Source organism: Streptomyces sp. GB4-14 (genome assembly GCF_022696125.1).
Lineage (GTDB): Bacteria > Actinomycetota > Actinomycetes > Streptomycetales > Streptomycetaceae > Streptomyces > Streptomyces werraensis.
This window is the reverse complement of record NZ_RZHO01000002.1, coordinates 4,290,011-4,316,340: the sequence shown is the minus strand read 5'-3', so window position 1 is coordinate 4,316,340 and position 26,330 is coordinate 4,290,011. Positions and strand designations below refer to the sequence as shown.

Below are 26,330 nucleotides of genomic sequence, written 5' to 3'. Positions count from 1 at the left end.
GTCAGGCAGAGATCCCGTCGATCCTCGCCAGCGCGTCGTCCGCGCCGTACGGCTGGAGGTACGGCAGCCAGCGCGGGTCGCGGTGGCCGGTGCCGATGATGCGCCAGGCCAGGCCCGTCGGCGGTGCGGGCTTGTGACGCAGGCGCCAGCCCAGTTCGAAGAGGTGGCGGTCGGCCTTCACGTGGTTGCAGCGGCGGCAGGACGCCACCACGTTGTCCCAGACGTGCTTGCCCCCGCGGCTGCGCGGGATGACATGGTCGACGCTGGTGGCGACGCCACCGCAGTACATGCACCGGCCCCCGTCACGGGCGAACAGCGCCCTGCGGGTGAGTGGGACGGGCCCCCGGTAAGGGACCCGCACGAAACGCTTGAGCCGGACCACGCTGGGTGCGGGGACGGTGACGGTCGCGCTGTGCAGATAGGCGCCGGTCTCCTCGAGGCAGACTGCCTTGTTCTCGAGGACGAGCACGAGCGCGCGGCGGAGCGGTACGACGCCGAGCGGCTCGTACGACGCGTTGAGGACCAGGACATGCGGCACGGACGGCCTCCTTGTACGCCGGCGGCGCGTGGCTCGCGCCGGGACGATCCGTAGTCAGTCTCCCCTCATGCCTGGTGAACGCGCCACCATGTCCCGGTAACGGGCTGGGAGTGTTTTCGACCACACCCGGATACATCCCCAGGATCATGGCCTGTTCAAGCGCAGGTGAGCACGGTCTCTTCTTCACACATACCGGCGATCCGCTCACAATGCCCCGTTAGTGTGGTGGTTCCGTCCCCACCGGTGACCTGTTCGTGATCTCGCAGGTCTTGACGGCCGCACCGGGGACGGTCGTGCACCTGGAGGTACCCGCCGTGTCCTTGTCCGCCGCCCTGCCGGCCGCCGACCCCTCACCGACCCCCGCGGAGTCGGAGACCCCACGGGTCCCCTCGCTGCAGGACGCCCAGGAGAGCGCCACGAGCGCGGCCGGCTGGGTCGAGGAGAACTGGTCGACGTGGCTCGCCATCGGGCTGCGGGTGCTGCTCATCGTGGTGATCGCGGCGGTGCTGCGCGTGCTCGTCCGGCGGGCCATCACCAAGCTGGTCGACCGCATGTCCCGCACCGGGCAGGCGATGGAGGGCGGCGGGCTCGGGGGTCTGCTGGTCAACGCCGAGCGCCGCCGCCAGCGGTCCATGGCGATCGGCTCGGTGCTGCGTTCCGTGGCGTCGTTCCTGATCGTGGGCACGGCCGCGCTGATGGTGCTGGGCACCTTCCAGATCAACCTCGCGCCGCTGCTGGCGTCGGCCGGTGTGGCCGGTGTGGCGATCGGCTTCGGCGCCCGCAATCTGGTCACGGACTTCCTCTCCGGCGTCTTCATGATCCTGGAGGACCAGTACGGCGTGGGCGACACGGTCGACGCGGGCGTGGCCACCGGCGAGGTGATCGAGGTCGGGCTGCGGGTGACGAAGCTGCGCGGCGAGAACGGCGAGATCTGGTACGTCCGCAACGGCGAGGTCAAGCGCATAGGAAACCTCTCGCAGGGCTGGGCGACCGCCAACGTGGACGTCACGGTCCGCTCCGACGAGGACCTGGACCGGGTGAAGGCCGTGCTGAGCGACGTCGCCGAGCGCACCAGCAAGGAGGAGCCCTGGAACGAGCTCCTGTGGAGCCCGGTCGAGGTGCTCGGCCTGGACTCCGTGCTGCTGGACTCGATGGTGGTCCGGGTCTCCGCGAAGACCATGCCGGGCAAGTCGCTCACCGTGGAGCGGGAGCTGCGGTGGCGCATCAAGCGCGCCTTCGACGCGAACGGCATCCGCATCGTCGGCGGCGCCACGGCCACGGAGGACGCCCCGGCCCCCGATCCGACGGCCGGGATGGCCGCGCCGTCCGCGTACGCCAGCTCGGTCTCCCCGCAGTCGATGGCCGCGTCCCCGCTGCCGGGCCCGAACACCACCAAGTAGCCGCAGGACCGCCGAGGGGCGGCGCCCGGGGGACCTCTCCCGGGCGCCGCCCCTCTCCCCTGTCCGGGGCCGGCTCTTGACGCCCGCTCGACGCCAGGCCTACCTTCGCCTCGTCCGACAGGAAACTTTCCTAACGGTTTCCGGCGAGTGGCCACCGGGATGGACGTCCCGTGCGGCCCGCTGAGAAGCTGTGCAGGCGACGAAGGGCAGGTGGCGCACCCCATGGCAGGAACGGCCGGCACGCCGGGCACCCCGCGCGTCCTGCGCGCCATGAACGACCGTGCCGCCCTGGACCTCCTGCTGGAGCACGGCCCGCTGTCGCGCACCCGGATAGGCAAGCTCACCGGCCTGTCCAAGCCGACCGCCTCCCAGCTCCTTGCCCGCCTCGAGGCGGCCGGGCTGGTCCTCGCCACCGGCACCACGGAGGGCCGCCCGGGCCCGGGCGCCCAGCTCTACGCCCTGAACCCGGCCGCCGGGTACGCCGCCGCGCTGGACGTGAACCCGCACCGGATCCGCGCGGCCGTCGCCGACATCACCGGCCGCACCGTCGGCCACCACGAACTGCCCACCCCCGGCCGCCGCCCCGCCGTGCCCGTCGTCCGGCAGGTCACCGACGCCCTGGACGGCGCGGTGAAGGCGGCAGGACTGACCCGCGCGGACGTCCACCGCACGGTGATAGGCACCCCCGGCGCGTTCGACCCGAACACCGGCCGCCTGCGGTACGCCTCCCACCTGCCCGGCTGGCACGCCCCCGCGCTCCTGGACGAGCTGGCGGCCGCCCTGCCGATGCCCTGCGAGTACGAGAACGACGTCAACCTCGTCGCCCTCGCCGAACAGCGACTCGGCGCGGCCCGCGACCACGGCGACTTCGTCCTGCTGTGGAACCAGGAGGGCCTGGGAGCCGCCCTGGTGCTGGGCGGCCGGCTGCACCGCGGCTTCACCGGCGGCGCCGGGGAGGTCGGTTTCCTGCCGGTGCCCGGCACCCCGCTGGTCCGCCGGGTCACCAAGGCCAACAGCGGCGGCTTCCAGGAGCTGGCCGGCGCCCAGGCGGTGCCCCGCCTGGCCCGGGAGCTGGGCGTCGAGCACGTCCCCGACGGCCCGTACGCCGAGGTCGCGGCGGCGCTGCTGGAACGCGCCGCGGCCCGCCCCGGCGAGGAACCGCACCGCGCGCTGCTGCGCACCTACGCCACCCGCCTGGCGACCGGCCTGGCCTCCCTGGTCGCCGTCCTCGACCCCGCGCTCGTGGTGCTGAGCGGCGCCGTCCTCACCGCGGGCGGCGAGCCGCTGCGCGATCTGGTCCAGGCCGAGCTGGCGGAACTGGCCGCCTCCCGCCCGCGGCTCGTCCTCGCCGGCGTCCGCGATCACCCCGTGCTGCGCGGCGCGCTGGAGAGCGCGCTCGCGACCACCCGCGACGAGGTGTTCGACACCTCGCGCTGACCCCGCTGCCCGACCCGTCCCGCACCACCCCGTCCGCAGGGAGCATCGTCATGCCCGGAACATCCGGCCACCGCCGCCTTCCCTCGCCCCGCTCACCACCGCCCGCCCCAGCTCATTACGAGGGCCTTCCGCGGCGCCTTCTCGGTGCTCCTGCTCATCGCCGCAGTGGCCCTCTTCCGCTTCCTCCACGCCTGGAACGACTACTTCGCCCCGCGGATCCACGCCTCGGAGAACCCGGCGGCCTGGACCCTCTCCCACGGCCTTCAGCCCTGCAAGGGCGCCCACCACACCGGCCGGAACCTCACCATGGCCGCGACCGTACCGGTCATGGCCCCCGTCGTCCTCGTGTTCTTCTTCGCCCGGAAGGCGTTCGTCGAGGGCGTCACTTTCACCGGAGTCAAGGGACAACGCGCATGAAACTCACCGTGGTCGGCGGAGGCTCGACCTACACCCCCGAACTCATCGACGGTTTCGCACGGCTGAGAGACGTCCTGCCCATCACGGAGCTGGTCCTCACCGACCCGGCGGCCGACCGCCTGGACCTGATCGGTCCCCTCTCCCGCCGCATCTTCGCCCGCCTGGGCCACCCGGGCCGCATCACCACGACCACGGACCTGGACGCGGCGGTCGAGGGCGCCGACGCGGTCCTCCTCCAACTCCGCGTGGGCGGCCAGGCGGCGCGCCTCCAGGACGAGACATGGCCCCTCGAATGCGGCTGCGTGGGCCAGGAGACGACCGGGGCGGGCGGCCTGGCCAAGGCGCTGCGCACGGTCCCGGTCGTCCTGGACATCGCCGACCGGGTCCGCCGCACCAACCCCGACGCGTGGATCATCGACTTCACCAACCCGGTCGGCATCGTGACCCGCGCCCTGCTCAGGGAGGGCCACAAGGCCCTGGGCCTGTGCAACGTGGCGATCGGCCTCCAACGCAAGTTCGCGGCCCTGTTGAACGTGGCCCCCTCCGAGGTCCACCTGGACCATGTGGGCCTGAACCACCTCACCTGGGAAACGGCGGTCCACGTCAACGGCGAGAACGTCCTCCCGCGTCTCCTGTCCGACCACGGCGGGACGATCGCCGCGGACCTCCGCCTCCCCCTCCCCCTCCTCACCACGCTGGGCGTGATCCCCTCCTACTACCTCCGCTACTTCTACGCGCACGACGAAGTGGTGGCGGAGATGCGCACCAAGCCGTCCCGCGCAGCCGAAGTGGCCCGCATGGAGAAGGAACTGCTGACGCTCTACGCGGACCCGGCCCTCGACTCGAAGCCGGCCCTCCTCGCCAAGCGGGGCGGCGCGTACTACTCGGAGGCGGCGGTGGACCTGGCGGCGGCGCTCCTGCGCAACGCGGGCTCGCAGCACCAGGTGGTCAACACCCTCAACAACGGCACGCTCCCCTTCCTCCCCGACGACGCGGTGGTCGAAGTACCCGCAACGGTCACCGCCAAGGGCGCGTCCCCCCTCCCCGTACAGCGGCTCGACCCCCTCCTCACGGGCCTGATGGCGAACGTGACGGCGTACGAGGACCTGGCTCTGGAGGCGGCCCTGCACGGGGGCCGGGACCGCGTCTTCCGCGCTCTGCTCGCCCACCCCCTGATCGGCCAGTACGCGTACGCCGACCGCCTGACCGACGACCTGATCGCGCACAACCGGGAGCACCTCACGTGGGCCTGACCGCAGCCGTCCTCGCCGTCGACGCGGGCAACAGCAAGACGGACGTGGCGGTGATCGCCCCCGACGGCACGGTGCTGTCCACCGCCAGAGGAGGCGGCTTCCGCCCACCGGCGGACGGCCTGGACAAGGCGATGGAGGCCCTCTCCCGAACGGTCACGGAGGCCCTCACGACGGCGGGCGCCCCCACCGCCGCCCACACCTCGGCCTGCCTGGCCAACGCGGACCTGCCGGTCGAGGAGGAAGAACTCACCGAGGCCATCGCATCCCACAACTGGTCCTCCACGACCACGGTCCGCAACGACACGTTCGCCGTCCTGCGCGCGGGAGTCCCGGAACCCCGCGGGGTCGCGGTCGTCTGCGGCGCGGGCATCAACTGCGTGGGCATGCGCCCCGACGGCCGCACGGCGCGCTTCCCCGCCCTGGGCCGCTTCTCGGGCGACTGGGGAGGCGGCTGGGCCCTGGCCGAGGAGGCTCTGTACCACGCGGCGCGCGCGGCGGACGGCCGAGGCGAACCCACCGCCCTCTCCACCACCCTCCCCGCCCACTACGGCGTCCCCGACATGCCGGCCCTGATCGAGGCCCTGCACCTGCACCGCATCCCGCACCACCGCCGCCACGAGGCGACGCCCGTCCTCTTCACCACCGCAGGCCAGGGCGACGCCGTGGCCCGCAGCGTCATCGACCAACAGGCCACCGAAATAGTCGCGATGGCGACGGTGGCACTCACCCGCCTGGACCTCCTCGACGAGGAGACCCCGGTCTGCCTGGGAGGCAGCGTCCTGGCAGCGGACCACCCCCTCCTCACGGAGGGAATCCGCACAAAACTGAAGGCGGCAGCCCCCAAAGCCGTACCGCACGTCGTGACGGAGCGCCCGGTCCTGGGCGCGGCCCTCCTCGGCCTGGACGACATAGCAGCCCCACCGGAGGCCCAGGAACGCGTGCGCGCGCACTTCACCTGACGGGATGTCCCATACGGCGGTAAGGGGACGGGGTGGGGGTGCCCCGCCCGCAGCGGCCGGCGCGTCCGCACCCTGAGCTTTCCAGGAAGCACAGTCGCGCCGGACCGAGGACGGGCACCTCACCACGGCCCCGGCCCCCACCCCGTCGGCGGGACGTGCACCCCCACTCACGGGCACAACGTCCCGGAACCGAACGGATTTCCCGGGCGTGTTCCTGGGCAGGGTGGGGTGCGGCGGCCGGAACTTCCGGCCATCTCGCTGCAATTGGATCAAGATCGTGCCAAGGCCGGTGCGGATGTCGCGCCCGACGGCGATACTTGCCGCGGAGGATGACCATGGGGGAGGTCAGATGACACACACACCGGACACGGGCGCGCCACCGACGCTGCCCGCGATCCCGCCCCAGCCGTCGTCCTCCACGCCCCCCGGCACCAGCACCGCCCGGCCCCCCGCACCCGCCTCTCCCCCCACACCCCCCACCCGCCGCCGCACGGCTTTCGCCGAGGGCGTCGACCAGCTACGCCACGCCGCCACCACGGAACCCGGCCGCCTCCGCATCATCGGCGCGGTCCTGGCCGCACTGGTCGTCGCGTTCGGCGCGGTCACGGCCTGGCAGATGACCGAACGAGCGGCCGCCGCGGACGCCGTCCTCACCAGCAGCCAGCCCCTCACCTCCGACGCCGCCGACATCTACCGCTCCCTCACGGACGCGAACACCGCCGCGAGCAGCGGCTTCCTCGCAGGCGGCCAGGAGTCCGCAGCCACCCGCGACCGCTACGAACGCGACATCGCGACGGCCGCGGCGAAACTGGTGAACGCAGCAGCCAACGCGGCCCCGGGCTCCCCCTCCACCCGCACCATCACCAAGCTCAACCGCCTCCTCCCCGAGTACAAGGGCCTGGTCGAACGCGCCCGCACGTACAACCGCCAGGGCTACCCCGTGGGCGGCGCCTACCTGCGCTACGCCAACGAGAAGATGCAGCAGGAGATGCTCCCGGCCGCCCAGGACCTCTACACCAAGGAGAACGAACGCCTCCGCGCGGACTACGCGGACGCGACCCCGTACCCCTGGCCGGCGATCGCCCTGGGCCTGGCCACCCTCGCCGCCCTCGCCTGGGTGCAGCGCCGCACGTACCTCCGCACGAACCGCGTCCTCAACCACGGTCTCGTCGCGGCGACGACAGCGACCACCGTCGTGCTGCTGTGGCTCACGGCCGGCCACGCCCTCGCCCGCAGCCACCTCGACGACTCCTACGACCACGGCGTCCGGTCCCTCGCCGTGCTCCACGACGCCCGCATCGCCTCCCTCAAGGCCCGCGGCAACGAGAACCTCACCCTCGTCGCCCGCGGCGCGGAGACGGTGAAGGTCGGCGACGAGACCCTCGACGCCTACGACCACGACTTCACCCGCGACATCGGCGCCCTCGCCAAGGGCCTCGCCCACGCCCGGCGCCTCGCGGACGACGACACCGGCGCGAAGCCGGTGACCGCGGCCGTGGGCAGCATGACGGAGTGGAAGAAGCGTCACGCGGCCGCCCGCGAGCAGGACGAGAACGGCAACTACCAGCAGGCGCTGGACATGGTGATCGGCGCGAAGGGAGCGACGGGCGAGTGCTTCGACGCGGTCGACAGGAATCTGGCGACGGCGCTGAAGCACGAGGAGGCCGAGTTCGTGACGGCGGCCGGCGACGGCCGGGACGCGCTGACGGGCCTGCCGACGGGCGCCGCGGTCCTCGCCGTGCTGGGCGCGACGGGCGCGGTGCTGGGCATCGGCCGCAGGCTCTCGGAGTACCGATGAGTGAGCGGCGGCGGACGACGAAGCCGGAGGGGGCGATGACGATGCACGCACGACACCTGCGGGCCCGCCTGAAGGGCTGGGGCGGGGTGGGCGCGATGGCGGCTGCCTGCGCCCTCGCCGTCGTGTTCGCCCTCGCCGTGACCTGCACGGGCTCGGTCGCCTCACAGACGGGAGCACAGCCGGCGGGCCACCGCACCGCGAAGGCCCTCACCGTCGACGCCGCCCGCGCGGCCGACGACTGCGAGGCACCCGAGAAGCAGACCCTGTCCCCGTCCCGCGCCGACGGTCCCGCCATCACGGCGATCAAGAACCGCCCGGGCGAGAAGCGCAAGCTGGTCGTCGGGGTGGACCAGAACAGCTTCCGCTGGGGTTACCGCGACCCGAACGGCGGCGAGAGCGGCCGCCTCGAGGGCTTCGACATCGACCTGGTGCACCGCATCGCGGAGGACATCCTCGGCGACCCGGACGCCGTGCAGTTCAAGGCGATCCCGACCGACCAGCGCATCCCGGCGATCCAGGACGGCCGGGTGGACCTGGTGGTCCGCACGATGACGATCAACTGCTCGCGTCTGAAGGACGTGGCGTTCTCCGCGCCGTACTTCAAGACGGGCCAGCAGGTGCTGGCGCCGAAGTCCTCCCCGATCGAGGGGTACGACGAGACGCTCGCCCACCGCAAGGTGTGCACGGCGAAGGGCTCGACGGCGTACGCGAAGCTGGAGGAGGACCGCAGGAGCGGCGACCTGCCGGCGTCGACGGACATCTCCACGACCGTGCCGAACCAGCTGGACTGCCTGGTGCGGCTCCAGCTCGGCGAGGTGGACGCGGTCGTCAACGACGGCGCCCTCGCGGCGAGTCAGGCCGCGCAGGATCCGACGGTGGAGCTCAAGGGCGAAGCGTTCACGACCGAGTACTACGGCGTGGCGATGAAGAAGGACGCGGACGACCTGGTGCGCCGGGTCAACCAGATCCTGGTCGACTTCCGGCAGGACACCGCGACCGGCTGGCAGGCGTCGTACACGAAGTGGCTGTCCGCCACGCTGGACGACGACCCGTCCGCGTCGAGGCCCCCGGCCCCGGAGTACCTGCGTCGCAGCTGACCGCGATGTGTGTCACCCACAACCGCACCGCACCAGACCGAATCCCCCGCAGCGAGAGGTGATCGATGGCCGACACGGATCCCGCCGGGCCGGTGATGGACCGGGACGAGGTGGACCGTGCGCTGGCGCGGCTCGGCCAGGAGCACGAGGCGATCGAGACCTCGCTCCTCGCCCTGCAGGACCACGCGGGCCGACGACTGCTGGAGGGCGCCCGGCTCACGGGCGTCACCGCCGAGCGGTGGACGTCCACCGAGGCGGCGATCACGCTGCTGTGGACGTACTTCGACGCGTACACGGACGTGTTGCGCCGGGCGCGGGAGATCCGCGCCCGCCGCCGCTGGTCCAGCCGCGAGGACCTGGTGGAGCTGACGGAGCTGCTGCGCGGCGAGCCGGTGACGGTGGCCGGCAGCGCGGCCGCGACGGCCGGCGCGCCGACGCCGCACGGCGGTCAGGCCGGTCCGGGCGTGCTCAGCGAGCGCTGGTCCCTCTCCGCCCTCGTCGACCGGATGAACGAGCTGTACGCGTCCTCGCTGGACATGGTGGTCGCCGCGGACGCGGTGTGGTCCGCCCTGCCCGCCCGGATCGACTTACTGTCGGCGGAGCTCCGGCGCACGAGCAGACTGGCGCACTCGGTCGGGGTGCGCCCGGGCGAGCATCCGGCGGGCGACGACCTGGAGCGGATCACCCGCACGCTCAAGAAGCTGCGCGAACAGGTCGTGTCCGACCCGCTGGCGTACTGGAAGCCGGCGGAGGGCAGCTCGGCGCCGGGCGGCGGAAAACCCGACACCACCGTCTACGACCGTGAGGCCCGTGCCCTGGAGGAGGTGCGCCGCGAGATCGACGCGGTGCTGGCGGTCCGTCAGGACGCCGAGAAGCGCATCGTCCGCCTCCGCGACGTCCTCTCCCGCGCCGACCGCACCCTCGCCGAGGCGCGCACCGCGCGCGGGGAGGTGCTGGCGAAGATCGCGGCGACGGAGGTGCCGGTGGTCAGCGGCCCGCCGACGGCGCTCCAGGAGCAGCTGTCGACGGCGGCGGAGTACCGGCGGCATGCCCAGTGGCACCGGCTGTCCCCCCTGCTGGAGTCGCTGGAGCAGAAGGCGGAGGACGAACTGCTGCGTGCCCGCGAGTCGTTGACCGCCGTCACGGCGCCGCTCGCGGTGCGCGCGGAGCTGCGCGGGCGGCTGGACGCGTACAGGGCGAAGGTGTCCCGGCACGGTCTGGCCGAGGACCCGCTGCTGGTGGAGCGGTACGAGAAGGCGCGCCGCATGCTGTGGAGCGCGCCGTGCGACCTGCGCGCGGCGGAGCAGGCGGTGCTGCGCTACCAGCAGGCGGTGGCGGAGCTGCTGGGCGCGGCGCCAGGGGTGCCGGGGCAGGGTGCGGGACCGGACGAGCGGAGGGGGCCGGGCACATGAGCGGACCGGGAACACAGGGACCCGTGGCGCCCGCGACGCCCGCGCAGGAGCGGTCCGCCTGTCAGCGTCCCGAGTGCGACGGCACGTACGACGACGTCGGCGGGGGCGAGCTGTACTGCGACACGTGCGGTCTGGCGCCCGTGGTGTCGCCGACGGGCCTGGTGGCCTCACCGCCGACGGGCATCACGGCGGGCGGACACGACTCGCAGGGCGCGCGCTCGGGGAGCGGGGGCGCGGGCAGCGGCCGCAGCTCGCGCACGTCCTCCCAGTCGTCGAAGTCCCGCCGCTCCGTCTCGGGGCGGCTGTCCCGTTCGCTGTCCGGCCGGACGGCGGCGGGCCGCTCGGTGTCGGTGCGCAGCTCCGGCTCGGGCGGCAGCAGTTCGGGGCGGGGCCGGCTGGGGGCGGGGCTGGTGCAGGTACCGCCGATCCCGCGGCCCGATCCGCGGCGGATGGTGCTGGACAACCCGGAGGTGCCGGAGCGCAAGCGGTTCTGCTCGCGGTCGGACTGCGGGGCACCGGTCGGCCGCGCCCGCACCGGCCGGCCGGGCCGTACGGAGGGCTTCTGCACCAAGTGCGGCCACCCGTACTCGTTCGTGCCGAAGCTGCGCCCCGGTGACGTGGTGCACGGCCAGTACGAGGTGGTCGGCTGTCTGGCGCACGGCGGGCTCGGCTGGATCTACCTGGCCGTGGACCGCGCGGTGGCCGACCGGTGGGTGGTGCTGAAGGGCCTGCTGGACACGGGCGACCAGGACGCGATGGCGGCGGCCATCTCCGAGCGCCGCTTCCTCGCGGAGATCGAGCACGCCAACATCGTGCGGATCTACAACTTCGTCGAGCACCTCGACCAGCGCACCGGCTCCCTCGACGGCTACATCGTCATGGAGTACGTCGGCGGCAAGTCGCTGAAGGAGATCGCCAACGCCCGCCGCACCCCGGAGGGCAGGCGTGACCCGCTGCCGGTGGAGCAGGCGTGCGCGTACGGCATCGAGGCGCTGGAGGCGCTCGGGCATCTGCACAGTCGCAACCTGCTGTACTGCGACTTCAAGGTCGACAACGCGATCCAGACCGAGGACCAGCTGAAGCTGATCGACATGGGCGCGGTGCGGCGGACGGACGACGACGAGTCGGCCATCTACGGCACGGTCGGCTACCAGGCGCCGGAGGTCGCCGAGGCCGGCCCGTCGGTGGCGTCCGACCTGTACACGGTCGCCCGCACCCTCGCGGTCCTCACGTTCGACTTCCAGGGCTACACCAACGTCTACGCGGACTCCCTGCCGGACCCGGACACCATCGAGGTGTTCCGGCAGTACGAGTCCTTCTACCGGCTGCTCGTGCGGGCCACGGACCCGGACCCGGCGCGCCGGTTCGCCTCCGCGCAGGAGATGGCGGAGCAGCTGACGGGCGTGCTGCGGGAGGTCGTCTCGCTCCAGTCGGGGCAGGCGCGCCCTGCGCTTTCGACGCTGTTCGGTCCTGAACTGCGGGTGACCGACACGGAGTTGTTCCCCGCGCTGGACGGCGACGTGTCCCGTCTCGGCGCCCGCCGTCTCCGGACCCGCGCGGGCGCTCTCGTCCCGCCGCCCGCGCTGCCCCGCTCCTCCGCCTCCCTGGTGCGGCCCGTGGACTGCCCCACGGCCGCTCTCGCGCTGCCCGTGCCGCACGTCCAGCCCACCGACCCCAACGCCGGTTTCCTCGCGGGTCTGCTGACGTCCGCGCCCGGCGAGCTGATCCACGCGCTGGCCGCCGCGCCCGACCCGTCGGCCGAGACCCGGCTGCGCGCGGTGCGGGCCCGGCTGGAGACGGGCGAGTGGGCGACCGCGCTGGAGGCGCTGGACGCGCTGGAGGCGCAGGACCCCGACGACTGGCGGGTGGTCTGGTACCGGGGCGTGGCCTCGCTGGTCACCGGCGACCACGAGGGCGCGGCGCTCGCCTTCGACGCGGTCTACGACGCCTTCCCGGGCGAGATCGCGCCGAAGCTGGCGCTGGCGCTGTGCGCGGAGGTGCTGGGGCAACTGGACAACGCGGCCGAGTACTACCGGCTGGTGTGGTCCACCGACCCGAGCTACGTCAGCGCCGCGTTCGGGCTGGCCCGGGTGCAGCTGGCGGCCGGCGACCGGCACGGCGCCGTGCGGACGCTGGAGTCGGTGCCGGAGTCCTCCATCCACTGCACCGCCGCCCGGGTCGCGGCCGTCCGCGCGCGGCTGCGGGGGCGCACGGCCACCGCGGCCGACGCGCCGTTCCTGGACGACCTGACCGCCGCCGCGGGACAGGTCGAGGCCCTGGAGTCGTACGGTCTGGATCCGGCGCGCCGCGAGCTGTTGGCGGCGGAGGTCCTCGGTTGCGGACTGGACTGGGTACTCTCCGGGGGCCAGGGTTCCGCTCCTCCCGCCGCCGGGGGGCGGACGCTGCTCGGCAGCGGCCTGGACGAGCGCGGGCTGCGCTTCGGCCTGGAGCGCTCGTACCGCACGCTGGCCCGGCTGGCGCGCAGCGGCGAGGAGAGGATCGACCTGGTGGAACGTGCCAATCGTTACCGCCCCCGGACGTGGGTGTAGTTGATGTCGCAGATGCCCCAGCAGGCCGCGCTGTCGAAATGCCCGAGCTGCGAGGAACCCCTCGAGTCGGGTGATCGTTTCTGCGGCGCATGCGGATACGACTTGTCGGCCGTCCCGGCCCGACCGGTGGACGAACCGACGATCGCCATGACCGGCACGGTGCCACCCCGGCCGGCGCCGCCGGCCGCCCCGCCCGCCTGGCCCGCCCCGGCCGTGCTCCCCCCGCCCCCTCCGGCCCACCCGGCGGCGGCCCCTCACGCCGCGGTCGCACCGACGCCCGGCACCCCGCCGGCCGGCGGCACCGCGCACCCGGCGGAGGCCGGCCGGCCTGCGGCCGCCGTCCCGTACGCGGATGCGGCAGCGCGTCAGGCGGCAACCGGCGCGCAGGCGTCGGCCCCGAGCGCGTACGCGGCCGACGGCCCGCCGCACCCCGCGGCACCCGGCCCTCACCCCACGGCCCCCGACGCGCACGCCGTGCACCCGGCAGCGCCCCACCCCACCCCAGCGGCGCCCAACGCCCACGCTGTGCCCGCGAGTGACGCCGCGTCGGCCGGAGGCCCCGTCCACCCGGCAGCAGCCGGCCCGGGCCCGGCCGCGGCTGCCGACCGGCCGGCCCCTCCCCCGGGCGCGCCCGCGCGGCCCGGCGCCGCCCCGACGGGTGTTCAGGGAACGTCCGTTCCCGCGCAGCCCGCGGCGCCTGCCGCGCCCTCCGGCGGGGTGCGGCTCGACCGGCGGGCGTCGGACGAGGGCGGCGGCGGGGACGACTACACCCTTCAGACGCCCGACCCCCGCGTCGCGGCCGAGCCGCACGCCGCCGTGTGTGTGGCGTGCCGCGCAGGCCGGGTGGACGACGACGGATACTGCGAGAACTGCGGCCACGCCCAGCCGCGCGAACGGGACCACATGGAACAGGAATGCGGCCCCGTCGCCGCGGTCAGCGACCGCGGTTTGCGGCACCACCGCAACGAGGACGCCTTCGCCGTCGGCACGACCACGCTGCCCGACGGCTCCCCCGTGTCCGTGGCGGTCGTCTGTGACGGCGTCTCCTCGGCGACCCGCCCCGACGAGGCGTCACTCGCCGCCTCGCGCGCGGCGAACGCTTCCCTGCTCGACGCCCTGCCGCGCGGCACGCACCCGCAGCAGGCGATGCACGAGGCGATCCTCGCCGCCTCCGAGGCGGTCAACGCCCTGGCGGACGAACAGCCCGCCGAGGCACGCGAGCACGCCCCGCAGCAGAACGCGCCCGCGTGCACGATCGTCGGCGCCGTGGTGACCGCGGGCCTGCTGGTCGTGGGCTGGGTCGGCGACAGCCGGGTGTACTGGATCCCGGTGGACCGTTCCGCCCCGCCGGCGCGGCTGACCGAGGACGACTCGTGGGCCGCGCAGATGGTCGCCGCGGGGCTGATGGGCGAGGCGGAGGCGTACGCCGACCACCGCGCGCACGCGATCACCGGCTGGCTCGGCGCGGACGCCTACGAACTGGAGCCGCACACGGCCGCGTTCAAGCCGGACCGCCCCGGTGTGGTCGTGGTCTGCACGGACGGTCTGTGGAACTACGCCGAGTCCGCGGACGAGATGGCCGAGGCGATGCCCTCCGACGCCGCCGCGCGCCCTCTGCACGCCGCCCGCGTACTGGTCGGTCATGCCCTCGACGGCGGCGGCCACGACAACGTAACAGTGGCACTGGTGCCGTTCCCCGCCGCTCCGCGAGGGGCAGGATCGGCCTGAGGCCGCGCACCGCGCGCCGAACGCGGCACACGCACGCACGCGTGTGCCGCACCCGCGTGCCGCGTACGGCCGGCCTCGCACGGGGAAGCTTCAACGGACCGGAGGGGACCGGTCCTTGAGGACGTCGTCGCCCCGCGCCGTCGGGGCACCGGAGGGGGAGCGAACCAGGCATGGCCATTTTCTCGAAATCGAACGTGCCGCAGTTCTCGGTGGACGTGTACCAGAACGAGTACCTGCCGGAAGGGGGCCGCGAGGTCAACGCGGTGGTGACGGTCACGGCGACCGGCGGCGGCACCATCGGCAGCGCGGTGGCGGCGCCGCACCTGTACTCGCCCGGCGAGGGCCCGTCGGCGGCGGTGGTCCTGATGGTCGACTGCTCGGGCTCGATGGATTACCCGCCGACGAAGATGCGCAACGCGCGGGACGCCACGGCCGCCGCGATCGACACCCTGCGCGACGGCGTGCGCTTCGCGGTGGTCGCCGGCACCCACCTCGCGCGGGAGGTGTACCCGGGCGACGGCGGGCTCGCGGTGGCCGGACCGGACACCCGGGAGCAGGCCAAGCAGGCGCTGCGGAAGCTCGGCGCGGGCGGCGGCACGGCGATCGGGACATGGCTGCGCCGCGCCGACCGGCTGCTGGCGTCGGCGGACGTGGCGATCCGGCACGGCATCCTGCTCACCGACGGCCGCAACGAGCACGAGTCGCCGGAGGACCTGAAGGCGGCGCTGGACGCCTGCGCGGGACGGTTCACCTGTGACGCCCGCGGCGTGGGCACCGACTGGGAAGTGAAAGAAGTCACAGGCATCGCCTCGGCCCTGCTCGGCACCGCCGACATCGTCGCCGACCCGGCCGGACTCGCGGCAGACTTCACGCGGATGATGGAAACGGCGATGGGCAAGGAGGTCGCGGACGTCTCGCTGCGTCTGTGGACCCCGGCCGGCGCCACCGTCAGGTTCGTCAAGCAGGTCGCGCCCACGGTGGAGGAGCTGACCGACAGGCGCACCGAGGCGGGCCCCCGCGCGGGCGACTACCCGCTCGGTTCCTGGGGCGACGAGTCCCGTGACTACCACCTCTGCGTGGAGGTGCCGCCCGCCGCCGTGGGCCAGGAGATGCTCGCGGCGCGCGTCTCGCTGGTCATCCCGCACGCCGGTGGCACCTCCCGTTCAAGCGCGGCCGGGAGTGGGGGAGGCGGCGTGCAGAACCTGGGCGCGCAGGGGCTGGTGCGGGCCGTGTGGACGGACGACCTGGCCGCGTCGACGTCGATCAACCCTCAGGTCGCCCACTACACGGGCCAGGCCGAACTGGCGGAAGTCATCCAAGAAGGTCTGGATCTGCGCAAAGTGGGAGATATGGACGGGGCAACGGCCAAGCTGGGCCGTGCCGTTCAGCTCGCGAGCGTCTCCGGCAACGCCGATACTGCGAAACTGCTTGCGAAGGTGGTGGACGTCGTCGACGCCGCGACCGGTACTGTGCGACTGAAGACGAAGGTCGAGGAGGCCGACGAGATGACACTCGAGACACGGTCGACCAAGACTGTTCGTGTGAAGAAATGATCTGCAAGTAATCGAGCCCGGCCCCTCGGGGTTGGAGAAACCCGGTCGGAAACGACCGGAAAAGGAGAGGGGGAAGCGCCGACATGCCGACCTGCCCGAACGGACACCAGTCGGGTTCCGACGACTGGTGCGAGGTGTGCGGTCACCGCATGGCGGGTGCCGTGCCTCCACCTCCTCCCCCGCCGCCGGCGCCCGGTGGCGGCGGCTACGGCTTCCCGCCGCCCGGCGGCCCGGGCGGCGCTCCGGGCGGCCCCGGCGGCTACGGCGGTCCCGGCGCTCAGCCGGAGCTGTGCCCGCAGTGCCGCACGCCGCGTGAGGGCGGTGCGCCGTTCTGCGAGGAGTGCCGGTGGAACTTCCTCACCAACACGGCGACCTCGTACACCCCGGCCGCCCCGCGCCCGCCGGCCCCCGGCCCGGGCGGTCCCGGCGGCGGCCCCGGTGGTCCCGGCGGACCCTTCGGTCAGCAGCCGCCCCCACCGTCGTACGGCGGCGGTGACGGGTTCGACTACCAGAGCTCGCGCCCCTCGCAGGTGAACCGGCCCGCCGAGCCGATCCCGCCGGGCCCGCCCGGCTTCGGCGGCGAGCCCTCGCGCCCGGTCCCGCCCCCGCCCCCGCCCGGCCGCGGCAACCCGGGCGGTCCCGGCGGCCCGCACGGGCCCGGTGCTCCGCAGGCGTTCCACTCCGGTCCCCCGGCACCTCCCGGCTTCCCGCAGGAGACCGGCCGTCCGCCGCAGGGCGGCGGCCCGTCGTACGGCGGCGGAGACGACGACTGGGTGATCTCCCCGCCGAACGGCCCCGGCGGGCACGGCGGCCCCGGCGGTCCGAACGGCCCCGGCGGGCACGGCGGTTACGGCTACCCGCAGCAGGGCGGCACCCAGGCGCCTCCCGGACCCGGCGGTTTCCCGCAGCAGCCGCGGCAGCAGCAGGGCCCGGTCACCTGGACGGCGACCATCGGCCCCGACCGCGAGTACTTCATGGCGATGATGCAGCGCTCCGGCCCCGAGGCCGCGGGCCTGAACCTGCCCGCGTACTCCCCCGAGCAGCAGCGCACGCTCACCGGCAACCAGATCACCATCGGCCGCCGCCGGCACTCCACCGGCGACACCCCCGACATCGATCTGTCCACCCCGCCGGAGGACCCGGGCGTCTCGCACCAGCACGCGGTGCTGGTGCAGCAGCCGGACGGAAGCTGGGCGGTCGTCGACCAGAACTCGACGAACGGCACGACGGTCAACGGCTCCGAGGAGCCCATCCAGCCGTTCGTCCCGGTCCCGCTGCAGGACGGCGACCGGGTCCACGTGGGCGCGTGGACGACGATCACCATCCGCCGGGGCTGAGCGCCGGCCGGCCCGGCCGGACGTACCTCTCCGTGAGGCCGTCCGGCCGGGCCAGGCACGCGGCACAGGGGGCGGGTCCTAGGCCTTGAGTCCTATGCCGTGGCGTCTGAGACCATGGACGGCGTGACAGAGATTCGGCGCGGCACGCTTCAGGAGCAGACCTTCTACGAGCAGGTCGGCGGGGAGGAGACCTTCCGCCGGCTCGTCCACCGTTTCTACCAGGGTGTGGCGGAGGACCCGCTGCTGCGGCCCATGTACCCGGAGGAGGACCTGGGCCCGGCCGAGGAGCGCCTCGCGCTGTTCCTCATGCAGTACTGGGGCGGTCCGACCACCTACAGCCAGAACCGGGGCCATCCGCGGCTGCGGATGCGGCACGTCCCGTTCAAGGTCGACCGGGCGGCGCACGACGCGTGGCTGAAGCACATGCGGGACGCCGTGGACGAGCTGGGCCTGTCCGAGGAGCACGAGCAGACCCTGTGGAAGTACCTGACCTACGCGGCCGCCTCCATGATCAATTCGCCGGACTGACGGGCCCACGGCCGGCCGTGGTCACGCGGTCGTCACATACCGAGCACAAGACTCCGCATTGCGATCACGATCAGGTCAAAAGCGGACCCGGACCGATGCCTCCCGTCATGTCCCTCTGACAACATCCCCGAGAGGTCTGGACAACACGCGGGGGGTCGCGGGTGGATGCCGCAGGGGGATCGGCGGGATTCGTGCTCGCCCGCGCTCGGGCGCACCGTCCGCTGCTCGCCGCCGCGCTGCTCACGGTCCTGCTGACCACGGCCGTCCTGGCCACCCTGACCGCCTACTCCACGACGATCGGCGACGCGGCCCTGCGGCACGCGCTGGCCAACCCCCGCGACGCCGCCGGGACCACACTGCTCGTCAAGGCCGAGTCGCTGCCCGAGGGCGGCCTGCCCGCCGCCGACGCCGCCGTGCGCCGCGCGGCCGGGCGGGCCTACGACGGCCTGCCGGTGACGCTGCGCACCCTCGTCCGGTCCGGCCCGTACGGCCTGCCGCCGTCCCCGCGCCCGGCCGACCGGCGCGCCGAGGGCGAGGAGCCCGACCTCACGCACTTCGCGGCGCTCGACCGGACGCAGGTGCGCATCACCGAGGGCCGGATGCCCTCCGCACGCCCCGCCGGACCGGAGATCGAGGTCGCCCTCCCGGTCGTCGCCGCCCGTGAACTGGGCCTGCGGCCGGGCGCCCGGATCACCCTGGACAACCGGATGGAGGGCCCTGCGGCGCGGGTGCTCGTCACCGGCCTCTACCGCCCCGCCGACACCTCCGCGCCCTACTGGCAGCTCGACGAGCTCGCCGGCCGCGGCATCGTCACCGTCCACTTCACCACCTACGGCCCGCTGCTCGCCGACCCCGCCATGCTGACCGGGGGCCGGGTGAGCGCGGGGTCCGTGGGCTGGCTGGCGTCGGCCGACTTCTCCGGGATGACCACCGGCCGGATCGACGCGCTGCGCACCGCCATGAAGGAGGGCGTGGCCGCGCTGCCCGCCGCGCCGGCCCTGCACGGCTCGGCGACCGCCGCCGGGGACCTGCCCGCCACCCTGGACCGGGTCGAGCGGGCCCTGTTCGTTGCCCGCTCCACGCTGCTGGTCGTCGTCCTCCAGCTCGCCCTGCTCGCCGCGTGCGCCCTGCTGCTGGTGGCCCGGCTGCTGACCGCCGAGCGCGCGACGGAGACCCGGCTGCTGCGGGCCCGCGGCGCCTCCCGCGCCCGGGTGGCACGGCTCGCCGCCCTGGAGGCGCTGCTGCTGGCCGTGCCCGCGGCCCTGTGCGCGCCGCTGCTCGCGGGCCCGCTCACCCGGCTGCTCGCCGGACGGGGCGCGCTGGCCCGGATCGGGCTGCGCCTGGACGCCTCCGTGACGTCGGTCGCCTCGCAGGGCACGGTGTGGCTGGTGTCGGTGGGCGTGGCGCTGGGCTGCGCGCTGGCCGTCACGCTCCCCGCGCTCGCCACCCCGTACGCCCCCGGCCGCGCCAAGCCGCTGCCCGGCCTGGTGCGGGCGGGCGGGGACCTGGGGCTGCTGGTGGTGGCCGGGGTGGCGTACTGGCAGCTGAGCCGCCGTGCGTCCGGGGCCGTCGGCGAGGACCTCGGCGTGGATCCGCTGCTGGTGACCGCCCCGGCGCTGGCGCTGCTCGCCGGCACGGTGCTGACGCTGCGGCTGCTGCCGCTGCCGGCCCGGCTCGCCGAACGGCGGGCGGCCCGCAGCCGGGGGCTGTCGGGTGCGCTGGCCGGGTGGCAGCTCGGCCGCCGCCCGATGCGCGGGGCGGGCCCGGTGCTGCTGCTGGTGCTCGCCGTGGCGCTCGGCATGCTGGCGGTCGGGCAGGGCTCCTCGTGGGAACGCTCGCAGGACGACCAGGCGGACTTCCGGGCCGGCACGCAGGTGCGCGTCCTGTCCAACGGCACCGAGGGCCCGGGACGCGGCGCCGCCTACGCGGCCGTCCCCGGCGTCCGCTCGGCCTCGCCCGCCTTCCGTACGACCGTGTCCCTGTCCGGCGGACGACAGGCCACGGTGCTGGCGCTGGACAGCGAGGGCGCCGCGGGCACCCTGCTGATGCGCCCCGACCTGGCGGACGTGCCGGTGCGCACCGCGCTGTCCGGGCTGGCCCCGAAGGGCGCCGCGGCGGGCGTCCGCATACCGGCGGGCACCGCGCGGCTGGCGCTGACCGCGTCCCTGCACGGCGCGGACGCCACCGCCACCGCCGACGTGACCGCCACCGTGGAGGACGCCCACGGCACCCCGTACCCGCTCATGTTCGGCGAGCTGCCCCAGGACGGGCGGCCGCACGACCTGGTGACCGACCTGGCGGCGGTCGCCGGGGGCCCGGCCGGCCCGCTCACCCTGACCGGGTTCCACCTGGACCTGCCTCAGCCGGCCGGGCCTCCTCGGCGGAGCCGGCTCGCCCTCACCGCGCTGACCGCCGCGGACACCGCGGGCCGGGACCGCGCGCTGCCGTTGTCGGCCCGCTGGCTCCCGTCGCTCGACGGCGGCGGCCCGGACACCGCCGACGACGATGCGGCACGGCCGCGGATGGCCGCCGGCGCCCCCGCCACCGCCGACTTCACCGCCACACCCCTCCCGCCCGACATGGCCTGGCTGCCCACGACCCTCACGCTCCACCTGCGCGTCCCGCAGCCGCCGGTGCCCGTGGTCGAGGGCGTCGCGACGGACCGGTACCTGGAGTCCACCGGCGCCCGGACCGGTCAGCGGCTGAGCGTGCAGCTCGGCGGCGGCACCGTGCCGGTGCGGATCGCCCGCGCGGTGCGGGCGCTGCCCACCACCCCGTCGGACGGGGCGGACGACGACGGCGGCGCCCTGCTGCTCGACCTGGCCTCCGTCAACCGCGCCCTCCAGGCGGCCAAGGGCGAGGCCGTGCTGCCGAACGAGTGGTGGCTCGCCACCGGGCCTGGCGCGTCCTCGCGGGTCGCGGGGGCGCTGCGGCAGCGACCCGACATCGACCCGTCCCGTGTGGTGGTGCGTGACGAGATCGCGGAGCAGCTGCGCGACGACCCGTTCGGCGCCGGCCCCGGCAACGCCTTCGCGGCGGCGGCCTTCGCCGCGGCGGCCCTGACGGCGGTCGGCTTCGCGGTGAGCGCGGCCGGCTCGCTGCGGGAGCGGTCCGCCGAGTTCGGGGTGCTCCGCGCCCTCGGCGCCTCCCGGCGCCGGCTGGCCCGGGTGGTGCTCGTCGAGCACACGGTGCTGGTGGGGACGGCGCTCGCGGTGGGCGTACTGCTCGGAGCGGTGCTGGCCCGTGCGGTGATCCCGCTGGTCATGCTGACCGCCGAGGCCACCCGCCCGCTGCCCGGGGTGCTGGTGGTGCTGCCGCCGCTGCGGGTGGCGGCGCTGCTGGCCGCCGTGGCGGCCGTCCCGCTCGTGATCACGGCCATCCTGTCCCTGCGCAGGGTCGACGCGGTGTCCTCGCTGCGCGACCGGGGAGGTGAGTGAGGTGAGTGAGGTGACCGAACGGCCCTCCGGACGGCCGCGGACGGCCGCCTCACGGGTGACCGTGCCCTGGGTGCGCACCCGGCTGCGGACCGCGCCGGGCGCCGCTGCGGCGCTCGCCCTGCTGGTCGCGGTGACCGCGTTCCTCGCCGCCGCGCTGCCGCCCACGCTGGAGCGGTACGACGAGGAGGGGGTGCGCCGCGCGCTGGAGGCCGCGGGGCCCACCCGCACCAGCGTTCAGATCCAGACGTCGGACGCCGACCTGTATCTGAGCGACGAGCCGTGGGAGGACCGGCTCTCCCGGGACCGGGTGGAGGGCCCGTTCGCCAAGCTGCTCACGCTGCCGGGACGCGCGCTGCCGCTGGAGGTGGACCAGTCGTCGGCCGGGGTGCGCACCACCCGGCCCCTGGAGGCCCCCGACCGGTACCTGTCCCAGCCGGACGGCGTCGCACCGGTGTTCCACCTCGTCGCCCAGGGCGGCGTCGCCGCGCACTCCCGGCTCACGCAGGGCCGGCTGCCGCGGGCCCCCGAGGACCCCGGTCCCGAAGCCGCCGCCCTGGAGGCCGCCGTCACCACCGGGACGGCCGCGACGCTGAACATCCGGGTGGGCTCGGTCGTCCACCTCCCCCGGGCGGAGGGCGACCCGCTCGCCGTGCGCGTCACCGGCCTGGTCGCTCCCCGTGAACCGGACGGGGCCTACTGGTCCACACTGCCCGGACTGGTCCGGCCGCACCGCATGGTCACCCAGGGCCCCGTGCCCAGCCAGTACTGGGCCGGCGCCCTGCTGCTGGCGCCGGACGCGGGCCCGGCGCTGCTGGGCACCCCGGGAGCGCCCGCGCGGTACTGGACGCTGGCCCCCGATCTCTCGGCCCTCCAGGGCCGTGACCTGAGGGATCTGACGTCGTCCGTCGCCTCCATGGAGGGCGGGCCGCTGCTGGAGCGGGTCACCGCCACCGTCTCGCCGCACCTGGACGTGTCCACCGACCTCGACGACGTGCTCGGCGGCTACGAGGGCCTCCGGTCGGCCATCGGTCCCCTCGTCGCGGTCGCCGCCTTCGGGACCGGCACGGTCGCGGCCGTGGTCCTGTGCATGGCGGGCGGACTCGCGGCCGAGCGGCGCCGCGCCGAACTCACCCTGCTGCGCGCCCGCGGTGCCTCGCTCCGCGGTCTGGCGGGCCGGCTCCTCGCGGAGACGGCCGTGGTCGCCGTGCCCGCGGCCGCACTCGGCCTGCTGGCCGCCCGGCTCGCCGTCGGCACCGGCCGGCCCCTGCAGTCCGCGGCCGCGGCGGGCGCCGTAGCCCTGGTCGCCGCCCTCGCGCTTCCGCTGCGCGCCCTGGCCGTCCACCGTGCGGTGGGGGTGCACACCGGCCGCGAGGACGTCGTCCGGGCCCGTCCGTCCAAGGGACGCCTGGTCGCCGAGGTGACGCTGCTGGCCGTGGCGGCGGGCGCGGTGCTGACGCTGCGGACGCGCGGCACGTCCGCCGACGGCGACCCCACCGGCGACGAACTGGTGTCGTCGGCCCCCGTGCTGGTGGCGGTGATCGCCGCCCTGGTGCTGGTGCGCCTGTATCCGCTGCCGCTGCGCGGCCTGGCGCGCCCGGCGCGGCGGATGCGGGGTGTGGTCGGGCCGCTGTCGCTGGCCCGGGCCGGGCGCGCGGACGGTTCCACGGTGCTGCCGCTGCTCGCGCTGCTGACCGCGCTGACCACCGCCGCGTTCGGCGGCTCGGTCCTGGCCGGGGTGACCGACGCCCGGGAGCGCGCCGCCGTGTTCGCCGTCGGCGCCGACGCCCGCGTCGACAACCTCGACGAGGGAGCGGCGGACGTCGAGGAACGCGTACGGCGCGCCCCCGGCGTCGAGGACGTCACCCCCGTGAAGGTCTCCTACAACGCGCTCGCCGGGAACCAGCGGGTGTCGCTGGCCGGGGTCGAACCGGACGCGTACGCGGCGCTGAGCGGCCGCCTGGACGACGGCGCCTTCGACGCGGACACGCTGGAGGCGGACGGTGAGGACGCGGTGCCCGCGCTGGGCTCGCCCGCGCTGGCGGAGCGGTTCGGCGACGACCCGTTCCCGGTGATCCTGGACGACGGCGACTCCTTCACCGCGCAGGTCGTGGCGGTGCGCGCCTGGACGCCGGCGCTCGGCGCGGACGACTTCCTGGTGGTGGACGGCTCCGCCCTGCGCGCCGGCCTCGAACCGCCCACCGGGCTGCTGGTCACCGGCGACCACCCGGACGCGGCGGCGCTGAAGAAGGCCGCGGGCGGTGACGCGCACGTGCGGCTCCGGTCGGACGTGGTCGCCGCCACCGTCGAGTCGCCCCTGCAGACCGGCGCCGAGCGCGTCTACGCGGCCGCGGTGGGGGCGGGCGCCGGGTACGCCGCGCTCGCCCTGCTGCTGACCCTGCTGCGCGCCGCACCGGAACGCGCCGCGCTGCTGGCCCGGCTGCGCACCATGGGCCTCACCCGTGCCCAGGGCAGGCGGCTGCTGATCCTGGAGTCGCTGCCGCAGGCGCTGCTCGCCGCGGTGGGCGGCGCCCTCACCGCGTGGGCGGCGATCCGGCTGCTGGCGCACGGCATCGACCTGACGACCGTCGCGGTCGCCTCGGGCGCGCCTGATGCGGGACGTGCCCTGCTGCGCGCCGACCAGGTGTCCCTGCTGGTGCCGGCGCTGGCGGTGGTCGCCCTGACCGTCGGTGTCGCGGCGGCCCAGGCCTGGTGGTCGGGGCGCAGGGGCGCGGTGCGCGAACTCCGGGCGGGTGACGCGCGATGACCCCGCCCGACTCCGTGTTTCTCCCCGCAGGAGGCTCCCGATGACCTCGGACCCGACCCTCGCCGACCTCACCGAGCGCGTCACGGCCCGCCGCGACCGGCCCGCCTACGGCCATGACGCGCTCATCACCTGCGACCGTCTGGTCCGCGTGTTCACCGCGGACGGCGTGGAGGTGCAGGCGCTCCAGGGGCTCGACCTGCTGGTGCGGGAGGGCGAGCTGATGGCGCTGGTGGGGGCGTCCGGCAGCGGCAAGTCGACCCTGATGAACATCCTGGCCGGCCTGGACACGCCCACGGCCGGCGCGGCCCGGGTGGCGGGCCGCGACCTGCTGACGATGTCCGCGCGGGACCGGCTCGCCTACCGCCGTGAGGTCGTCGGCTTCGTATGGCAGCAGACCTCGCGCAATCTGCTGCCATATCTGACGTCGGCGCAGAACGTGGCGCTGCCGATGCAGCTCTCCGGCCGCCCCGGCGGACGCTCGCGGTCCGCGCGCCGGGCCCGCGCCGAACGCGCCCTGGACCTGCTGGAGATGCTGGAGGTGGCGGACTGCCGGGACCGGCGCCCCCATGAGATGTCCGGCGGCCAGCAGCAGCGGGTCGCCATCGCCGTGGCCCTGGCGGGCGACCCCGCGGTGCTGCTCGCGGACGAGCCGACCGGCGAGCTGGACTCGCACACCGGTGAGCAGATCTTCGCCGCGTTCCGCACGGCCAACGAGCGGCTCGGCACGACCGTCGTGATCGTCACCCACGACCAGGCGGTGGCGAACGAGGTCAGCCGCACGGTCGCCATCCGCGACGGCCGCACCTCGACGGAGGTGCTGCGCCGCAGCGAGGTGGACGAGGCCACCGGCGACGAGAAGGTGGTCGCCCGCGAGTACGCGATGCTGGACCGGGCGGGCCGCCTCCAGCTCCCGGCCGAGTACACCAGCGCGCTCGGCATGCGCGACCGGGTGGCGCTGGAACTGGAGCCGGACCACATCGCCGTCCGCCCGGACGACAGCGGGCGGGAGGAACGGTGAGGCGGGTGCGGGGCGTCAGCGGACGCTGAGTCCGAGAGCGCCCGCACCCGACCGTCGGACGGCGACGGACCCGTAGGGCGTCCGCAGCCGCAGCCACGCCCCGGACGAGAACAGGGCCCGCTCGTCGCCCCGCAGGAAGCCGAGCGACTGGGCGGCGTGCACGGCGCGCACCGGCAGACCGGTGTCCGCGACCGTGCGGGACCATATCTCCCGCCCGATGCGGTCGAGTTCGGCGCGCGTGCGCTGCTCCGGCGCCAACTGCTCGGTGCGGGAGCGGAATTCGGCGACCGATGCGGCGACGAGCCGGCGCAGCCGCTCGGGCTCGGGAAGGCCGGGCTCGGGCCTCCAGCCGCCGCGCGGCGGGAGCACCCCCGCCCACGGCGGCCCGGTGACCGCCGCCGGCACGGCCGCCGTGGCGGCGGACTCGTCCACCGACTCCAGCAGCTCACCGGCGGACACGGTCACGTCCAGGGTGACGTCGAGCCCGTTCTCGTACGGTTTGGCCAGCCGCACGGCGCGGATCGCCAGCACCTCGAACGAGGGGGGACGGCCGAAGACCGCGAACGCCGTGCCGGCCGCCTGGAGGCGGACGGCGGCGCCGCGGTCGTAGTGCAGCAGCCGGGACAGGAAGGCCGCGAGATCCGCGGCCTCCCCCTCGTCGGCGAGGTGGAGCACCGTCATGCGGCGACGGCCTCCTCCTTGTCACCGGCGGTGGCGTCGTCCGTGTACTCCTGGAGGAACTCGCGCTCCTCCGCGGTGAGCCGCCGGGGACGCTGTGCCTCGAAGTCGAACGGCACGATCACCGTCGACGCGCGGACGTAGACCAGGTCGTCGTCCTTCACCTCGTAGGTGAGGGTGAAGGACGCCGCCCTGATCTCCGTGACCCACAGCTCGATGTCGACCGGGTGGTGCCGGTGCACGAGCTGCCGCTTGTAGTCGATCTCGTGGCGCGCCACCACGGACCCCTGCTTGAAGTCCTTCTCCGGGCGGAACAGGAAGTCGATACGGGCCTCCTCCAGATAGCGGAGGAACACCACGTTGTTGACGTGGCCGTACGCGTCCATGTCCGCCCAGCGCAGCGGGCAGCGGTAGATGTGCCGCAAGA

At 74.7% G+C, this 26,330-nt stretch carries 18 protein-coding genes and 1 pseudogene; 16 read left to right on the top strand and 3 right to left on the bottom strand.

Features of this window, described 5'->3' with window-relative positions:
- Position 1: 1 nt before the first annotated feature.
- Positions 2-538 carry an HNH endonuclease gene (locus tag ELQ39_RS21050; protein ID WP_006133642.1) on the bottom strand — a complete coding sequence of 179 codons (537 nt, stop codon included), beginning with the start codon at positions 536-538 and terminating at the stop codon, positions 2-4.
- A gap of 314 nt (positions 539-852) precedes the next feature.
- On the opposite strand from ELQ39_RS21050, the gene ELQ39_RS21045 reads away from it, so the two are divergent.
- From ELQ39_RS21045 to ELQ39_RS20970, 16 genes and pseudogenes are all read left to right on the top strand, one after another.
- Positions 853-1,938, top strand: a complete 1,086-nt coding sequence (locus tag ELQ39_RS21045) for a mechanosensitive ion channel family protein (protein ID WP_190000662.1) — start codon at positions 853-855, stop codon at positions 1,936-1,938.
- Positions 1,939-2,160: 222 nt separating this feature from the next.
- Entirely contained in the window at positions 2,161-3,375 is a 1,215-nt protein-coding gene (locus tag ELQ39_RS21040) for an ROK family transcriptional regulator (RefSeq protein WP_242593391.1), read from the top strand.
- Positions 3,376-3,531: 156 nt separating this feature from the next.
- A pseudogene (locus ELQ39_RS21035) lies at positions 3,532-3,792 on the top strand (carbohydrate ABC transporter permease); the annotation flags it as partial.
- Positions 3,789-5,045, top strand: a complete 1,257-nt coding sequence (locus ELQ39_RS21030; RefSeq protein WP_242593389.1) for a 6-phospho-beta-glucosidase — start codon at positions 3,789-3,791, stop codon at positions 5,043-5,045. The pseudogene ELQ39_RS21035 and the gene ELQ39_RS21030, both read left to right, overlap by 4 nt.
- Positions 5,036-6,004 carry an N-acetylglucosamine kinase gene (locus ELQ39_RS21025; RefSeq protein WP_242593387.1) on the top strand — a complete coding sequence of 323 codons (969 nt, stop codon included), beginning with the start codon at positions 5,036-5,038 and terminating at the stop codon, positions 6,002-6,004. The genes ELQ39_RS21030 and ELQ39_RS21025 overlap by 10 nt, the downstream gene beginning before the upstream one ends.
- A gap of 349 nt (positions 6,005-6,353) precedes the next feature.
- The gene (locus ELQ39_RS21020; protein ID WP_242593385.1) at positions 6,354-7,802 is read left to right on the top strand and encodes a hypothetical protein; all 1,449 of its coding nucleotides are present in this window, start codon (positions 6,354-6,356) and stop codon (positions 7,800-7,802) included.
- 41 nt (positions 7,803-7,843) lie between these two features.
- A complete protein-coding gene (locus tag ELQ39_RS21015) occupies positions 7,844-8,899 on the top strand; it encodes a glutamate ABC transporter substrate-binding protein (protein ID WP_242593383.1) in 1,056 nt (351 codons plus the stop codon).
- A gap of 65 nt (positions 8,900-8,964) precedes the next feature.
- Entirely contained in the window at positions 8,965-10,311 is a 1,347-nt protein-coding gene (locus ELQ39_RS21010; RefSeq protein ID WP_242593381.1) for a hypothetical protein, read from the top strand.
- On the top strand, positions 10,308-12,860 hold the full coding sequence (locus ELQ39_RS21005) for a serine/threonine-protein kinase (protein ID WP_242593379.1): 2,553 nt from the start codon (positions 10,308-10,310) through the stop codon (positions 12,858-12,860). The genes ELQ39_RS21010 and ELQ39_RS21005 overlap by 4 nt, the downstream gene beginning before the upstream one ends.
- A gap of 474 nt (positions 12,861-13,334) precedes the next feature.
- Positions 13,335-14,588, top strand: coding sequence for a PP2C family protein-serine/threonine phosphatase (locus tag ELQ39_RS21000; RefSeq protein WP_443334364.1), 1,254 nt, complete (start codon positions 13,335-13,337; stop codon positions 14,586-14,588).
- 170 nt (positions 14,589-14,758) lie between these two features.
- Positions 14,759-16,141, top strand: a complete 1,383-nt coding sequence (locus ELQ39_RS20995) for a vWA domain-containing protein (protein ID WP_190000671.1) — start codon at positions 14,759-14,761, stop codon at positions 16,139-16,141.
- An 83-nt stretch (positions 16,142-16,224) separates the two neighbouring features.
- The gene (locus tag ELQ39_RS20990) at positions 16,225-17,478 is read left to right on the top strand and encodes an FHA domain-containing protein (protein ID WP_242593375.1); all 1,254 of its coding nucleotides are present in this window, start codon (positions 16,225-16,227) and stop codon (positions 17,476-17,478) included.
- Positions 17,479-17,592: 114 nt separating this feature from the next.
- A complete protein-coding gene (locus tag ELQ39_RS20985) occupies positions 17,593-18,006 on the top strand; it encodes a globin (protein ID WP_033274617.1) in 414 nt (137 codons plus the stop codon).
- A 191-nt stretch (positions 18,007-18,197) separates the two neighbouring features.
- Complete coding sequence (locus ELQ39_RS20980; protein WP_242593373.1) at positions 18,198-21,443, top strand: FtsX-like permease family protein; 3,246 nt, start codon at positions 18,198-18,200, stop codon at positions 21,441-21,443.
- A 10-nt stretch (positions 21,444-21,453) separates the two neighbouring features.
- The gene (locus tag ELQ39_RS20975) at positions 21,454-24,207 is read left to right on the top strand and encodes an ABC transporter permease (protein WP_242595642.1); all 2,754 of its coding nucleotides are present in this window, start codon (positions 21,454-21,456) and stop codon (positions 24,205-24,207) included.
- A gap of 40 nt (positions 24,208-24,247) precedes the next feature.
- Complete coding sequence (locus ELQ39_RS20970) at positions 24,248-25,225, top strand: ABC transporter ATP-binding protein (protein WP_190000675.1); 978 nt, start codon at positions 24,248-24,250, stop codon at positions 25,223-25,225.
- A gap of 15 nt (positions 25,226-25,240) precedes the next feature.
- On the opposite strand, the gene ELQ39_RS20965 is transcribed toward ELQ39_RS20970, so the two are convergent.
- Together ELQ39_RS20965 and ELQ39_RS20960 are read right to left on the bottom strand one after the other, a co-directional pair.
- Positions 25,241-25,906: a hypothetical protein gene (locus tag ELQ39_RS20965; protein WP_242593371.1), complete on the bottom strand. Its 666-nt coding sequence runs from the start codon at positions 25,904-25,906 to the stop codon at positions 25,241-25,243.
- Complete coding sequence (locus ELQ39_RS20960) at positions 25,903-26,328, bottom strand: acyl-CoA thioesterase (protein ID WP_006134697.1); 426 nt, start codon at positions 26,326-26,328, stop codon at positions 25,903-25,905. Before ELQ39_RS20960 ends, ELQ39_RS20965 begins: the two co-directional genes overlap by 4 nt.
- Positions 26,329-26,330 lie beyond the last annotated feature (2 nt).

Bases quoted from the DNA above. Each gene is read 5' to 3' on its own strand.
- ELQ39_RS21040 (WP_242593391.1), top strand. From the start codon at position 2,161: ATGGCAGGAACGGCCGGCACGCCGGGCACCCCGCGCGTCCTGCGCGCC.
- ELQ39_RS21030 (WP_242593389.1), top strand. From the start codon at position 3,789: ATGAAACTCACCGTGGTCGGCGGAGGCTCGACCTACACCCCCGAACTC.
- ELQ39_RS21020 (WP_242593385.1), top strand. From the start codon at position 6,354: ATGACACACACACCGGACACGGGCGCGCCACCGACGCTGCCCGCGATC.
- ELQ39_RS21015 (WP_242593383.1), top strand. From the start codon at position 7,844: ATGCACGCACGACACCTGCGGGCCCGCCTGAAGGGCTGGGGCGGGGTG.
- ELQ39_RS21010 (WP_242593381.1), top strand. From the start codon at position 8,965: ATGGCCGACACGGATCCCGCCGGGCCGGTGATGGACCGGGACGAGGTG.
- ELQ39_RS21005 (WP_242593379.1), top strand. From the start codon at position 10,308: ATGAGCGGACCGGGAACACAGGGACCCGTGGCGCCCGCGACGCCCGCG.
- ELQ39_RS20995 (WP_190000671.1), top strand. From the start codon at position 14,759: ATGGCCATTTTCTCGAAATCGAACGTGCCGCAGTTCTCGGTGGACGTG.
- ELQ39_RS20990 (WP_242593375.1), top strand. From the start codon at position 16,225: ATGCCGACCTGCCCGAACGGACACCAGTCGGGTTCCGACGACTGGTGC.
- ELQ39_RS20985 (WP_033274617.1), top strand. From the start codon at position 17,593: ATGGACGGCGTGACAGAGATTCGGCGCGGCACGCTTCAGGAGCAGACC.
- ELQ39_RS20970 (WP_190000675.1), top strand. From the start codon at position 24,248: ATGACCTCGGACCCGACCCTCGCCGACCTCACCGAGCGCGTCACGGCC.
- ELQ39_RS20965 (WP_242593371.1), bottom strand. From the start codon at position 25,906: ATGACGGTGCTCCACCTCGCCGACGAGGGGGAGGCCGCGGATCTCGCG.